The 14224-nt window shown below is 58.2% G+C and carries 10 protein-coding genes and 1 pseudogene; 3 read left to right on the top strand and 8 right to left on the bottom strand.

Features of this window, described 5'->3' with window-relative positions:
• Positions 1-46: 46 nt before the first annotated feature.
• The 5 genes from FHS83_RS11420 to FHS83_RS11400 form a co-directional block, all read right to left on the bottom strand.
• Positions 47-1720, bottom strand: a complete 1674-nt coding sequence (locus tag FHS83_RS11420; protein ID WP_167083084.1) for a ShlB/FhaC/HecB family hemolysin secretion/activation protein — start codon at positions 1718-1720, stop codon at positions 47-49.
• A 238-nt stretch (positions 1721-1958) separates the two neighbouring features.
• Positions 1959-2927, bottom strand: coding sequence for a FecR family protein (locus FHS83_RS11415; RefSeq protein WP_167083083.1), 969 nt, complete (start codon positions 2925-2927; stop codon positions 1959-1961).
• 82 nt (positions 2928-3009) lie between these two features.
• Positions 3010-3507, bottom strand: coding sequence for an RNA polymerase sigma factor (locus FHS83_RS11410; protein ID WP_208414525.1), 498 nt, complete (start codon positions 3505-3507; stop codon positions 3010-3012).
• Positions 3508-3669: 162 nt separating this feature from the next.
• On the bottom strand, positions 3670-4383 hold the full coding sequence (locus FHS83_RS11405; RefSeq protein WP_167083082.1) for a TonB family protein: 714 nt from the start codon (positions 4381-4383) through the stop codon (positions 3670-3672).
• Between the two features lie 7 nt (positions 4384-4390).
• Positions 4391-4999, bottom strand: a complete 609-nt coding sequence (locus FHS83_RS11400) for an energy transducer TonB family protein (protein WP_167083081.1) — start codon at positions 4997-4999, stop codon at positions 4391-4393.
• Between the two features lie 251 nt (positions 5000-5250).
• On the opposite strand from FHS83_RS11400, the gene FHS83_RS11395 reads away from it, so the two are divergent.
• A complete protein-coding gene (locus FHS83_RS11395; protein ID WP_167083080.1) occupies positions 5251-5757 on the top strand; it encodes a lasso peptide biosynthesis B2 protein in 507 nt (168 codons plus the stop codon).
• On the top strand, positions 5754-7538 hold the full coding sequence (locus FHS83_RS11390; protein WP_167083079.1) for an ABC transporter ATP-binding protein: 1785 nt from the start codon (positions 5754-5756) through the stop codon (positions 7536-7538). The genes FHS83_RS11395 and FHS83_RS11390 overlap by 4 nt, the downstream gene beginning before the upstream one ends.
• Positions 7539-7601: 63 nt before the next feature.
• On the opposite strand, the gene FHS83_RS11385 is transcribed toward FHS83_RS11390, so the two are convergent.
• A complete protein-coding gene (locus tag FHS83_RS11385) occupies positions 7602-8825 on the bottom strand; it encodes a nucleotidyltransferase domain-containing protein (RefSeq protein WP_167083078.1) in 1224 nt (407 codons plus the stop codon).
• Between the two features lie 240 nt (positions 8826-9065).
• On the opposite strand from FHS83_RS11385, the pseudogene istA reads away from it, so the two are divergent.
• Positions 9066-9776, top strand: a pseudogene (gene istA, locus FHS83_RS11380) (IS21 family transposase); the annotation flags it as partial.
• Between the two features lie 158 nt (positions 9777-9934).
• Here the strand turns inward: istA and FHS83_RS19790 are convergent.
• Positions 9935-13924, bottom strand: a complete 3990-nt coding sequence (locus FHS83_RS19790) for a papain-like cysteine protease family protein (protein WP_167083077.1) — start codon at positions 13922-13924, stop codon at positions 9935-9937.
• On the bottom strand, positions 13921-14223 hold the full coding sequence (locus FHS83_RS11370) for a hypothetical protein (protein WP_167083076.1): 303 nt from the start codon (positions 14221-14223) through the stop codon (positions 13921-13923). The genes FHS83_RS19790 and FHS83_RS11370 overlap by 4 nt, the downstream gene beginning before the upstream one ends.
• Position 14224 lies beyond the last annotated feature (1 nt).

The raw sequence follows: 14224 nt of genomic DNA, 5'->3' as shown, positions 1-14224 counted from the left end.
GCGAGCGTCGCTCGTGAATGTTTGTTTCTTCGGCCAAGCATGCCCGTCAGTAGTCAATCCACACCCGGAATCCGAGGCGCGCCACATGGGCCTTGGTTGCCGCTTGGTCGAGAAGCGGCACACCCGCGTCGATCGATCCATTCAGATGGCGGAACAAGCGGATCCGGCTACCGCCACCGATGCTCGCTAGATAGAAGGTGGCCTGCTGCTCGGACATCGGACTATTGACGGTAGCGAGGCCCGCATCGCCGAACAGATAAAAACGCCAGTCATCAATGACAAATTTATCCGCGGAGAAGCCGAACAAACCCGGAATGTAGGGACTGCGCAATTCGAAAGAACCGAGCCCGCCGTTATCGCCGATAACTTCCGATTCAAGATAGCCGCGAACCGTATCGAGACCGCCGACGCTCAGCTCTTCGGCGCTCACCAGCGGTGCGCTCGAAAGCTGCCCCTGCACCTTGCCGTACAATTGAAAGTCCCACGGCAGGTGTTGGGTGCGCGAGAGCGATCCTCTCAGATAGGCGAAGTTGCCGGTAGAATTGAGGCGCTTGTTGTCGAACTCAGCGGCCCCGCTGCCGACGCCTCTCAGATGGAATGTCAAATTGGCATCGAGTTGCGTAGTCGAAACCGTATCGACCCAGGTGGCATTGTAGTCGGCGGTAATCGGAACATAGGTGATCGGGGACTGCGAAACCTGACCGCTATAGGTGACACCTTGGTCGAAATGTTTGTAGTCCGCTCCGAAACTGAGGGTATGAAAAAAGCCTTCTGAGAACGGCAAAGTAACAATGGCACGGCCGCCCGCAATCTGGCCGCGCCCGGTGACATTGATCGCTCCCAGCGTGGAGACGTCACTGTCCTGCTTAACGCCATAGGCCAGAAGGCTGAGCCAATCCAGACGCGGAATGCGAGCTAGATAGGACAGCGAATAGACCTGTGAATCCGATACCCGCTGCGGTGCCACCTGATAGCTGAAATTCAAGGAATGACCCAGCTGCCAGAGATTGTCGTAGTGCACCGATGTCATAATGCGCTGCTGGGTGGTATTCACACTGTACCGGTTGTTGTACTCGACACTCGCATGTAGCGGCAGCGTGTCATCGACATTAAGATCGACATCGACCGTGCCCGGCGTGGCGCCAGCGCGCAGAGCAGGCGTGACGCGCCGATCCGGTTGCTGGTTCAACGCCACAATATCGTGTTGCACGGCCCGAAAATTCGGCACCTTGCCTTCCGCCAGAGACGGCGCATCGGCTTTGATCTCTTCGATATCGAAATAGCGCGATCCCTTCACGCTCAGACGACCAACCGGGCCCTCCACAACCTTCAAAGTAATCACGCCGCCGCGCACGCGCTGCGGCGGAATTTGCACGGCGACTGTCTGGTACCCGGCTGCTTCGTAGGCTTTTTGCAAGGCCGCCCGCGCAGATTCCACATCATCTGTTGTGCGGTCTGGTCCAAGAAACGGATAGACAATCTCTTCCACCGTTTCTTGCGGCAAAAGACGCGTACCTTCGATACGATACTCATTGATGTCGAGGTGGACGGGCGCCTTAGGCGACTGCGGCGCTTCGCTTTTCTGCTCGTCCTGTCCGGCGGAAGGCGGTGCAGATGGTTCCTGAGCCGATGCCAGACCGCTGAACATCGAAGTTGCCGCGACGAGCGCGCAAAAAGACAACGTTGTGCGAGCCAGCCCTGTACCACTCACAATTTTCACAACACCCCCCAACATCGCACATCCCAACTGGCGAGCACGCAACAAGTTGCGGCACGTCAACATACCCATTGATTTTATGTATTTCGCAAATGCCTACCGCCCAGTGGCTGCAGACTCCGCTTCAGCTTGCGAAACGATGTCCAACGATACGCCGCCCCCTCACTGCCCTCTATGAAAGGACAAACCGAAGACGCGATTGGCGAAGGTCAAATTCGTGAAGTTTTTACGTCAGAATACATTAGCTGACCAAAACCAGGCCGCCAGGCAGGGGTGTCACGCGAACCCCAAGGCTTTGTAACTGGGCCAGAATGGCTTCGGGCCTCTTGATTTGAATAAGACCGCTGAGCCTGCGACGCCCCACGCCACTGCCCGCAACCAGGATTTTTCCCGGCCGATAACGGTTAACCTCGCGCACCACCTTGGACAGGGCAAGATCGTGGAACATCACGACGCCGCTGCGCCACGCCGTGGCCAGCTCGACATTGGCCTTGCGCGTTTCACTCCAATCACGTTCCGTGTACTGCACCTGCTGCCCGGCGCTAAGTTCGGCGAATTGAGCCCCGCGAGAGACCGTCAGATGGCCGCGAACACAGGTGACGCATACCGCACCATCGGTATTGCGGACATTAAAGGAAGCGTCTGACGCAAGAATTTTTCCGTCTAGCGCCGCGACAGAGAACTGGTCTTGCCGCGGGAGTTTCGCATCAAAAGCCGCTTCACCCGACAGAACCTCGACAGCGCGCGGGTTGCGCACCGACATACTTGTCTGGGTGTTGAGTTCAAATAAGAGACCGTGCGCGAATGCGACGTTTTGCTGCTGCCCGGTCGCTGTGCGGTAGTCCGCGGTAAGTTCTGCAGCAGTCGGCAACAATTCGGTCTGCATCCCGGCCACGAGGAGCCCTACGGCGGAGGCGGCAATCGCGCCGCCGAGCAGCGCCCGACGGCTCATCCCCGCGGGCCGGCCGAAACCGACATGAACAACGTTCTGCGCGTCATCCCGGACGAACTCCCCCGCGGCCGTTTGCAATTTTTGACGTAGTTCCAAAGCCTCGCGAAACGCCGTAGCATGGACCGCGCTCTGCGCACGCCACGTCATGAACGCCTGGGCCTCCGCTGCCGTGACCCGGCCGGACGTCAACCGCACAAGCCAATCAAGGCTTTGGCGGACGATATGGTCCGGAACACAGCTTTCATCGACAGAACTCATGCCCGGCACATTCCTCTTATTATGGGCGAGACGGTAAGAAAGAAAAAACAGGGGCGTACATCACAATGACAATTCCACATGGCTAACCGCGAAGCTTGTTTCGTCGATTAAGGCGGGAATCGCAATATTCCAGCGCCAGTTTCAGCTCGATCTGAACGGTGCGGATCGAAATCTGGTACCGGCGCGCGATTTCCGGGTGTGGAAGATTCTCGATCCACGATGCCAGAAATATCTCACGGCGGCGGGCCGGCAATTCCGCCAAGGCGCGCTTGAGGGCACTGATCTCCGACTTGGCCTCAACCGCCCTTGCGGGATCTGGTGCATCGTCGGGTAAATCCAAGAGCTTATCGACTTCCGAGGTGGCTAAACGACGGTTATCGGCGGCCCGCCGGTTTGAGGCCATATTAAGCGCGATCCGCAGAAGATAGGCTTTGGGATTATGCACTGGACCGATGCTACTACCCTGCTCCAGCCGCAGGAATGTCTCCTGCAATGCATCTTGGGCCAAATCGGAAGAGCCAAGCCGACGCGTCAACCATCGGACGAAGTCTTGATACTGCGTCACAAGCAGGTTTTTCAACGCGGCATTACTGGTATCCGACACTCGCTCTCCGTCTCGCCCGCGGCTATTGGGCTTGGTAAATCCGTATCCAGCCAAACAAATTCGTCGTCCCGCGCCTCTATAAATCGAACCTGCGGACGCCGACAAGCTCCAGTGCAATCCCGCTTTTTGCCGATGCCGCTAAAGACGCTGGATATTGATCGACACCTGGACGGGTTGCGGCAGCCCAACAGGCGGTGGCTTGCTGATAGCGAATTCGCCAAGCGCCTGCACCACGCTCTCGTCCCGGCCCTTGTCCCCGGTCGAACGCGACAATTCCGCATGCTCAACCCGGCCGGCGCGGTCCACCCACAAATTCGCCCGTACAAAAAATGATAAAGTGCGCAGACTCGCCTTTCGACTGAGCGCTCGCTGCAAATCGGCTACCAGGATCGAGCTGTAAAAAGAGAAATCCGCCGGCGCATCGATATGCAGTGTCCCAAGCGAGATCGACGCCTTGCGTACGAGGCCGCTCTGCGTATCGGCGGCGGCATTTATCGTTTCGACCAGCACAAAACTCTTATCATCGGCATACCGCACGCCAATACCGGTGCCGTTCAGCAGAGCCTCCAAGGCGGAAGGGTAAGTGAACAGCCCATCAACCACATGCGCCTCCCGATTGCGCACAAGCCCGGCATCGAAAAGTACCGAGGTGTGCGTCTGGCGCGTGAACGCCGCGATCGCAGTTTCCAGCGGCCCGGACGGTATATGAAATTCATAAAGCTGATCGTGCGGTTCTGCGGTCGTGGATTGGGCGAAGGCGGAATGAGCGGAAATGCCAATGAATCCGCCGAGCAGTCGAGCGATGAGGCCGCGATAGAAGTTCGAACCACGATAGAGGCATTGTTCGCGCATTGCCGCCTCAGCCTTTGTCGAAGGACAATGGTATGTGAACCATCATCTGCTCGGGAAGTATGACCGGAACGGGCGGCAAGGGCTGGGCGCGGCGAACCGTCTCCACCGCCTCATTATCGATTATCGTGCAACCGGAACTCTGCTCCACCACAATACTCAGGAGCTGGCCTTCGCGGTTCGACAGGAAACGGATATGGGCCGTGCCAGCAGGGCAGACATGCAGCGCGGCGCTCGGGTAACGAATGAATTTCGCGATGTGTCGGAACAGCACTGCTTCGTATTGAGCCTGATCCTCCGCGGAAAAAGCCTGAACGCCACCGGCTTGGTTGGATAAATCCTTCGGTGGTGTCATCGGCCGACTGGGTCCGGACGCCTTCGAGCGAGCAATCGCACGAACGAAAACGGCCGATTTGGGCGCGACAGCGGCGGCATTCACCTCCTCCACGCCCGCCGCCATGATTCGTACAGGTACAATACCTGGCCCCTGCGGCCCATGCGGCGCGGGAGATTTGCGAAAAATCGGGACCAGAAAAAACAATGCGAGCGTGATGGCGACTGCCACCACGGCATATAGGCGGACCTCGCGGCCGCCCGCATCGGGCGTATCGGTCTGCATCTGGCCTTCCGGACCTCACAATGGTCCCACTCCGGCCCAGTCTAAACCAACATGTTACAGGATTAGCAACAGTGGCGGAATCAAAGACAGCATGACCTTGCCCCCCGGAAAGTAGCAGGAACAATTAGGATACTTAATGACACTGGAGGCGCTGAGATTGCAAAAACTGCCAATTTCAGCGCGGCGCCAATTGATAATGTCAGGACAGTGTGGCGATTAATTGCAGGCATGACGGCTTAGCGGGGTCCAGCTTGTTGCCGTCAGCGAAAAAACTAACGGAGTCAAAGTTGTTACGAAACAGGGCGGCTTGGCTTCAGCGCTTCGCGCGCCTCAGCCGCCAGCAACGTATCCTCCTGCTCGAAGCGTCCTTGCTGCTCGTCATCATGCGCTTAGGCATAGGCGTATTCCCATTCCGCGCGCTGGCTGCGACCAGCGGGAAGTGCGTCAGTCCCGATCATCCCGTTCCAGAACCTTCCACCCCGAAATTGCCTGGAGATGCGGCAGCAACGGCGATGAAAATTAGCTGGGCGGTGCGATGCGCTTCCCGCAGGCTTCCATTTAAATTCGTTTGTCTACCACAGGCGATGGCCGCCAATTGGATGCTACGCCGGCGTAAATTGCGACCTGTGTTGCATCTTGGCATCAAGGCTTCTCCTAATGCTCCCATGCAGGCGCATGCTTGGTTGGATTGCGATGGGGTTCCAGTCACTGGCTATCCGGTCGCGGCGGGTTTCGGTGAAGTGGCCAAGTTCCAATGAAGACAGGCGGCACCCCATCCCTGTTTTTCTCCTTTCGACTTTTTCTTGCGGATTTTCAGGCCTTCGCAGGCGCCTCTGGCTACGTTGCGCTCAGCCTCGTTTTGGGGGGAGCCGTGCTTGAAGGGGTGGGACTGGTCCTCCTGGTGCCGCTTTTGGGCGTGGTGACAGGCCCATCGGGCCAGTTCGATGGATGGATGGTCCATGTCGGCCCTCTTTTTGCTTTGCTGGGGGCGCAGTCGCAAATTGCAAAACTAGCTGTTCTGATTGGCTTGCTTGGTGCCGTGATGATCTTGCGCGCGGCTGTTTTGTTCGCACGCGATGTCCGCCTCGCCAAACTGCAAGTCGGCTTTGTCGAATATCAAAGATCCAGGGTCGTTGACCGACTTGCCAGTTCGCCCTGGGAAGATGTCGCGCGGCTGCGCCATGCCCGCATCACACACCTCATGAGCGGCGACATTCAGCGGATCGGCTCCGCGACCAATCTTCTTCTGCGGAGCCTTACGTCTGCGGTGTTGCTGATCTCGCAATGCGCCCTAGCATTCTGGCTCTCGCCGCTACTGGCTGGTACAGTTTTCGCTGTTTTGGCCGGGTGCGCCTTAGCCAGTTCTTCCATGCTGCGCCGGTCGCGCCAATTCGGAATCCACACAACAAACACCAATCTGGAGCTGCTCGACAACACTATGCAGTTCCTGGGAGGGTTGAAGCTTGCGATCAGTCAGAACGCGCAACCGTCATTTGCCGACGCGTTCAAGGGCTCGTTAGCAAAGTTGACACGGGAGCAGATCTCCTTTTCCAGGCAATTCGCCTTGACCGGTGTGGCCGGAACCACGATTTCCTTTGCTGTCGGCGCGACCGGTGTGCTGGTGGGGTTCGGGCTTCTCCATCTCGAACCCGCCGTGCTGGTGACGCTGTTGTTGGTCATCGGACGGATGAGCGGTCCAGCGTTCCAACTGCAACAAGGCATTCATCAAATTGCCAATTTGCTGCCGGCATATGAAAAACTTTCCAAATTGCTCTCCGAGCTGACACCCGACAAGGCGGGACAATTGACAGCTTCGAGCCCAATACCGTCTGGGATGATCGAGTTCGTGGCGGTTTCCTATCTGCACACGGGCAATGGCGAGGCAGCCCGCGGCGGCGGTGTGCGTGAGCTTTCCCTGCAAATTCCCCGCGCTTGTCTTGTAGGTGTTGCGGGCCCGTCAGGCTCTGGCAAGACAACCTTCGCAGATTTGCTGGCCGGTCTCTACCTGCCGCAAAGAGGACAAATCACAATTGGTGGCCAACCACTATCAATAGAAATGCTGCCATCATGGCGCAATCGGACAAGCTATGTTCCGCAGGATACATTTCTCTTTCACGACAGTATTCGGCGCAATTTAGCCTGGGAAAACCCCTATATCATGGAAGACGACATGTGGCAGGCCCTCGCTTTGGCTGATGCCGACGCCCTGGTTAAGCGTATGCCACTAGGGCTTGATACCGTGCTGGGGGAACGCGGTAGCTTGGTATCGGGCGGCGAGCGTCAGCGGATAGCATTGGCTAGAGCGGTCTTGCGCAAACCAGATCTGCTTATTCTCGACGAAGCAAGCAGTGGCATTGATCTTTTTGCGGAACGGACGATCCTAAAACGCCTGCTACGCTTCAATCCTCTGATCACAATCGTGTTGATCTCTCATCGATCCGAAAGCCTGCAAATTTGCGATCATCTCATTCGATTTGCGAACGGCCTAATTCTAGAAGACGACGGTGTTTTGAACGCGGATGGCCCAGCGGCGCTCTAGCTCACACAAATTATGCAATGCAACATAAAAATTCGGACCATGAGCCGAAAGGCTGACGCCGCTCTATTGTCGCCACGACCGGTTCAGTTGCGGGCGATGCGACATATCGGGCGATTTTCCCGCGTTCTTCAGCCGTCGAAATAGCCACAGAGGAAGCCTAATAACTGGGTACAGGAAATGGAGGTATTTAGGCAGGGGAACCAGATCAACATCATCAGCATTGCTAAGCATTAGGCGTAGTTGTGCGATCCAAAAGCGGCACCCTGTCCCGAGAAGGAATTGCGCAAGAAATGCGCGCGTTGATCCAAATGGTCGATCCTCCAATTCAATTTCGCTACCTGCCCCAACCATAGAGGTCAAAGCGACCATCTCCAGCCGTCTCAGCAAAGCCGTCCCGCGGAAGCGCGCGATAAGATCATCCGGAACGGAAGTATCAAAGAGCCGCTTGCAAAGGAGCATCGCCTGGGCGGCACAACGGCCAGCCCCCCTCGTCTCTGCCGTATGAAAAAGATCCGATATTTCGGAATAATTTTTGCAATCAAGGATGGCGCCAATATCGGCAAGCCACTTCAGGCGAGACCACGCATGGCTCGCACCGTGAGTGCAAAGATAGATGAATAGTTCGTCGTCGGCCAACGTGGAAATCGAATACTGGTTCGCGATAAGCACCCTTTTTGTACTGGTGGGAAATACACCGTTGATCAAGTAGGGGTTATCGAGCAGGCTCCAATGCAGTTCAACCTGGTGTCCCCGGCTCCTGTGGACATATTCAAACTCCTTTCCCGTTGATAGGCAGTACTCGAACTCCCTATCGGAGCATCCCTCTGGTGGAGCAATTCGCCGATAGTCGAGGCGGGAAAGCACCTTCAATGCCGCCGTAATGTGCTCTAGCGGTACTAAGCAATCGATATCTTTGCTGTGCCGGATGTCCAACCCACCATAAACGATCTGTGCAAGCGTTACCCCCTTCACAAATAGCGTCGGAATATTGACGTTATCGAACGCATCTTGAAGACGGATTACTTCCGAAACAAAACGCAAATTTTGTAAAATAATTCCTGACGCTTGCTTTTCAATTTGCACCTGGACTACCGCATTTGCTGTAACACAGGCGCGCCTTAATCCATCACACACAAGGCCCGCTACGCGCTGCCGCTTCACCACACGAGCAAATCTGTCCCAATCAATGGAGCTATCGGCGGCTTCACGAATAGCCTCGTTGCGACGCTCCGAAGGGGGCCAGATGCAACAAGCGGCCACCAAGCGGAACTCGGGCGAGAGCTGCATGATTAACTCCGATGCAAGGCAACCATCGGAGCGCCCCGGCTACCCTGTTGCTGTGGAATTGTAGAATATTATAACAACATGATATGCAATAACCACATGCTGGATTTTGGCAGAAATTGAAATCCGGCCTGTGTTTCGGCGTGGAATAAGGACCCCGTTTTCGGGGTGATCGGCATCCAATCGGCCCTCGGAGACGGAGGTTCCACGTTGGCTCCCACGGAACTGGGCGCCGAGGTAGGGATGCTGGTCGTGGAGACGGTCGCGAAGATTAGCCATGCGTATTTTGTACAAGGCAAGCCGATCAAGGCGATCTGCCGGGAACTGAAGCTGTCGCGCAAGGTGGTGCGGAAGGTTATCCGGTCGGAAGCGATAGAGTTCCGCAACGAGCGTGAGACGCAGCCGCTTCCCAAGATCGGTCCATGGAAGAGTGAGTTGGACCGGTTGTTGCTGGCGAATGAGGGCAAGGCCGCTCGTGAACGACTGGCCCTGATCCGTCTCTTCGAGGAACTTCGCGACTGCGGTTACGAGGGCGATTACGACACCGTGCGCTGTTACGCGCGGCGGTGGAGTAAAGAACAGGGCTCCGCGCCGGCAGCGGCCTATGTGCCGCTCAGCTTTGCGCCGGGTGAAGCCTGCCAGTTCGACTGGAGCCACGAAATTGTGGTGCTGAACGAGGTGACGACGACGGTGAAGGTCGCCCATGTTCGGCTCTGCTACAGCCGAATGCTGTTCGTGCGCGCATTCCCCACATGAGTTCGACGCCCATGACCAGGCGTTCGCCTTCTTCAAGGGCACGTGCCAGCGCGGCATCTACGACAACATGAAGACCGCGGTGGATGCGATCTTCGCGGGGCGGGAGCGCCGGTACAATCGGTGCTTTTTGCAGATGTGCAGCCACTATCTGGTTGATCCAGTAGCTTGCACGCGGCGTCGGGCTGGGAAAAGGGCCAGAAGAGGACTCGAACCTCCACGCCTTGCAGCGCTAGTATCTGAAACGGAAAACCCGTATTTCACAGCATTCAGCAGAACCAAGTATTTGAAATTACTCTATCCTCTTACTACCGCCTCCCCCCGAATACTGCGAATTTCCCCTGAACGTGCACCGAAGATCAATAGTGATATATGCCGAGATTCAGACTGGACGCGTCTGACGCTTCCAGGTGCTTGGCAAACTCGGAATATGACTCGTTGTGGATCAAGCCGTCGGCCGGATCGACATACTTCACTTGGGTTCCGTCGGAAGTCCCGTCGCCATGCATGCCGACCACTACACGGACGTGAGCCATTTTGTTGTTCTCGACGGCATCATCGCCAATCACCCAAAGTGGTCCGTGCGCCTTCAGCAATCGCAGCAAGCCTGAGGGCAGATAACACATCGGACTTTCGCCCGACATGTCGATAGCTTTGGCGAAGGACTTTACCTCGTTCACGGTCAAGGCGTGGTCCGCATCCAGATTGGAGCGCCAGCTCCCGCCCGCCGCATCCATCGCGGTTTCAACCGTCAGGGCTGCGCCCTTCTTCCAGGCCATCAGCATTGTGCCGCCTGCCGCCCAACAGGTGTTCGGGGTCGGCTGCTTTACACTTGGCGGAAGCGGTGTGACATCAAAATCGATCGCGCCGCCCGTGCCGGTGGTGATCTCGACCGAACCAGAAGCTCTGGACACTTTGACGGAACCGGATTCGCTCGACGAGGCGCGTTCGATGGCCTTCTTGACGGCGGGCGTAGCGCTGGGCGCCGGTTTGTTGGCGGCTCCCTTGCCAGTGCCGCTCGCGATCACTTTCTCGGTAAGATCCTGGCCTTGTTCCGGTGTTATCAGCTTGTCATCGACGGCTTTGTTGATGCGCTCCAGGTTGCGATCCATTTCCCGGTTGGCGTAACGCTGCTGGGCGAGATTGGCGGCCTGCGTGCCGAAGAACTGTGCCGTATCGAGGGCTTTGCTGAACGCCGCTGCGGATGCCTGCTGATTTAAATCCAGGCCCGTCAGGTCGCGGAACAGATTGGGTGTGCCGATCAACGTGAGCGCTGCGGCGAGGCCGGTCGGGTCTTGGCTCGTCGGGACCTGTTGATAGCCGATGATGGGATTGGGGAAATCGTCGGGCCTGAGGTTCGGCGGCGTCCCTGCCCGGCCGCCCGTCCCAACGGCCGAGATCGGCATGGGCTCGTCGGGAATGGGAGACTCCTCCCAACGCCAAAACCGCGTATCGTCCTTTTTCTCGCAGCTATTGCAGGCTCCGTTGACGGCTTCGGCAAAGACCCCTTTGGTGGGCACGCTGATGCGAACCGGCGGCGGCGCATCGGCAGCATAAAGATCCAGCAGCGTGGTTTTCCGGCGGGGGTCGGTTTTGTAGCCGGGGTCGAGATGAAGCCCAGGCACGACCGGCATCACAAGGCAGTTGCCCACAATCCCGATCAAGCGGTTCTCGACTACGCTGGCGACGCTTCGCCCCCCCGAATTGGGCGCGATCACGCCGTCCAGCAGCAGATAGAGGCGATTGTCGTGAAAGCTACGAAATATCCCCTCGTGATAAAATTCCAGACGTTCGTTCAGGTGCGCCACCAACCGCGCCCCCAGCAGCACATCCTCTTTGCGTGGATTGCGCTTCTCGAGCCGGTCGAGATGGACACCGATTTCCGTAGGTGGACCGGCGGAGAGTTCGTCATCGATCAGGTAGTCGACGAATAAATAGTGGTCCAGATGGTCGGTGCGATAATAGAGCGATCCCGTTCGGGCAACCACCTTCGTGGTGTAGGGCGCCGTGATCCCGAGCGAGAGAGTCACCGCCTGGATGCGGCTGCGCTGGATACTGGGGCTCGTCCATTCGGGTTGCAGGCTGACCTCAAGGATTTCGTCCTGGCGGAAGCGCGACACCAGCGTTGCATCGAGGGGTATCGGCACATAGGTGCCGTCATCCAGTCGCACCTGCAAGGTGAGACTGTTGACCAGCTTCTCGGCGGCAAGCGGCGCGAGCCGCTCGTTCCAAACCGTATCGCGCTGCTCCGGAAGCACATTGCCGAGATAATTGTTCCAGATATCCGTGGTTGACGAGGAAAACAGCGCCGTCCAAGGCGACCAGTTTCCGGCTACATAATGGTTGTCGCCATCGTCGGCCGGGCGCGGCAGGCTGAAGCTGATGGTGAGCGCGCCATCGAGATAGGTAATGATGTCGTCCGCGTACCGCGCCGCGGGCAAATCGGCGTCAGCCCAGCTCGAATGTATGCGCGCCAGAGCATCGAAGCCGCCAAGGAGATCCTTGCGGCTCAGATTCTTCGCCAACGGGTCGCGCCAGCGCAACGCCTTGTTGGCCGTGAACGCCGTGATCTCGAAGGGAATGAACAGGCACTCCTGCACATCGGCGAGTTCCGTCGAAACCTTAAAATGCCGGAGCACTTCGAAATACTCCATGCTCATGGCGTGACAATGATTGTGGTTGGCCACAACTTCGGTTTGCGCCCGCAGCGATTCACCTTGCGTCGTGGTTTGTATGGTAGTGGCGCGCTGTCCGCGTATCACCGAGGCGGCTTGCTGTGTGCGATCGCGTGCCTGGTTCAGCGTGCTGCCCGCCACGTCGCGCCAATTGTGGGAGTGGGCTGTCGAGCTAGCGCTCGAATGGCCGCCGCCGCCGCCGAAAACCACCGGCCCGATGAAGCCGCCGATGCCGCCGCCGACCGCCGATACGCTGGCGCTTGAGCTGCCGCGCGCATGCTCCGACAGAGAGGTGTTGATGATGGCAGAGATGTCGCGATCATGAGAGAGATCGGCCGCGAGTTGTTCGAATTCGCTGCGGCTCGACTGGCGCACGGTTTCGTCCCGGCGTTCCCAGTCGACGATGGCGATCTGTTTTTTCTGTCCGGGCGCCAAAGGCAGCGAGTAGAGCAAATCACCAAGCGAATAACCGTCCGCCCGCCAAACTTGCTTGAGCGTCAGCAAGTGTCCGATGGCGATGCTGGTCGCTTGATGGACCGTGAGATCGTCGTCCCAATCGACGACGTGGTTGCGATCGAGTTCCACCCGTCCGGGCATGAGATATGGTCTGAAAATGCCGATGATGTCGCGCGTACGCGCCACCTCGCTCAGCCGGTTCACCAGCTTGAGATCCTTCGTTCCGAGCACGCTGCCCAAATGGCCGTCATTCAGCAGATCAGAGGCAACCGCTCGATCGAGGGATAACGCTTGCGTTCCCGCAGCCGCATCCATCCTTGTGTTGGCGGCTTTAGGTGCGGCGACCGTTGCCAGGGCCGCGAAGCGGTTCGCCAAAGGTTTTGGCAATGGCGGCTTACTGGCCAGCGTCGTCCCTTTGATCTCGGGTTCGGTAGTGCGCACCAAAGCGTGGAACACCACCTCTTCCAAGGTTCGGTTCGGCATCGTGAGGTTGACGCATTCGCTGCCAAGGTCTTCCGAGAATGCCTCCGGATTGGCGACAAAATCGGCGGCGTCAGGGGTGCGCGGTGGCGCCGGCGTGTGGCAATCGCAATCATCTTCCTTGGCTGGCGCAGGCGCTTTGACCACCTCCGACACGACCAGCAGCACGACGAGCGGGAACCGGTTCGACACCAGTCCGATCGGAATGGGTTTGCTGCCGGCCACCGTTCCCCAGGCTTCGGCATAGAGGCTCGCGGGCCAGTCACCCGAAAAATACCCGCCCTCGCCCGTGCCCGTTACCAAGACCGGAATCGCTTGTGCGCCATCCGGCTTTGCCCACAACACCACCGGTAATCCTTGGGGTATTCCCGAGCCGTCTGGCTGCAAAGCCCGTCCGGTCAGGGTCGTACTGCGCCCGAGCGTTGGGTCCTGGTTCGGCGGGATGACGACGGGTTGCGCAATGTCAGTCAGCTTGATGGCTTGCGCCGCATCCAGATCTTGCGTCGCCAAGGACCCCGCCGCCACGCCAGCCGCCGTGCGCACGGTGAGACGCACTTCAGCGATCGGGTCGAACTCCAGCGCGATCTGCCAATTTCCGGCAGCGTCGGCATTGGCGGACTGCAACACCGGCAAAAACAGTTCGTCTTCGGCTTTGCGATCATATGCAGCGGATACCCGGTACCCCGAGAAATCCGGTCCGCCATCTGCCACGAGTGACCCGCGAAGAAGCTTCGTCACGCCACGCCTCCGCTATGGAACTGCACCGATGTTTCGATCAGCGGCCCGTCCAACCAGCCGACGCTGAGGACAGCCCCTTCGGCGGGAGCTTCGCGGAGCAAACCAGCGAACCCGTCGCCTTCGGAATTGACCATGATCAGTTCGAGCTCGACCCCGCCCACGACCGCGACCAGCGGAATGGCGCGGTGCGCGAAGCCGCTGCCCATGACGTGCAACCGGTACGGCCAGGTGCCATCGGGCAAGTCCAGGCCGCCGGTTGGTTGGAACCATCCAGAGCTCACGGTGATGGGTTCGAGCATG

Origin of the sequence: Rhizomicrobium palustre, from assembly GCF_011761565.1 — a bacterium.
Taxonomy (GTDB): Bacteria; Pseudomonadota; Alphaproteobacteria; order Micropepsales; family Micropepsaceae; genus Rhizomicrobium; species Rhizomicrobium palustre.
The sequence above is the reverse complement of the archived record's forward strand: the minus strand, read 5'-3'. Positions and strand labels throughout refer to the sequence as shown.

Coding starts and splice junctions, on each gene's coding strand:
- FHS83_RS11400 (WP_167083081.1), bottom strand. CDS start 4,999: ATGCAGACCGATACGCCCGATGCGGGCGGCCGCGAGGTCCGCCTATAT.
- FHS83_RS11415 (WP_167083083.1), bottom strand. CDS start 2,927: ATGAGTTCTGTCGATGAAAGCTGTGTTCCGGACCATATCGTCCGCCAA.
- FHS83_RS11390 (WP_167083079.1), top strand. CDS start 5,754: ATGAAGACAGGCGGCACCCCATCCCTGTTTTTCTCCTTTCGACTTTTT.
- FHS83_RS11405 (WP_167083082.1), bottom strand. CDS start 4,383: ATGCGCGAACAATGCCTCTATCGTGGTTCGAACTTCTATCGCGGCCTC.
- FHS83_RS11370 (WP_167083076.1), bottom strand. CDS start 14,223: ATGCTCGAACCCATCACCGTGAGCTCTGGATGGTTCCAACCAACCGGC.
- FHS83_RS11385 (WP_167083078.1), bottom strand. CDS start 8,825: ATGCAGCTCTCGCCCGAGTTCCGCTTGGTGGCCGCTTGTTGCATCTGG.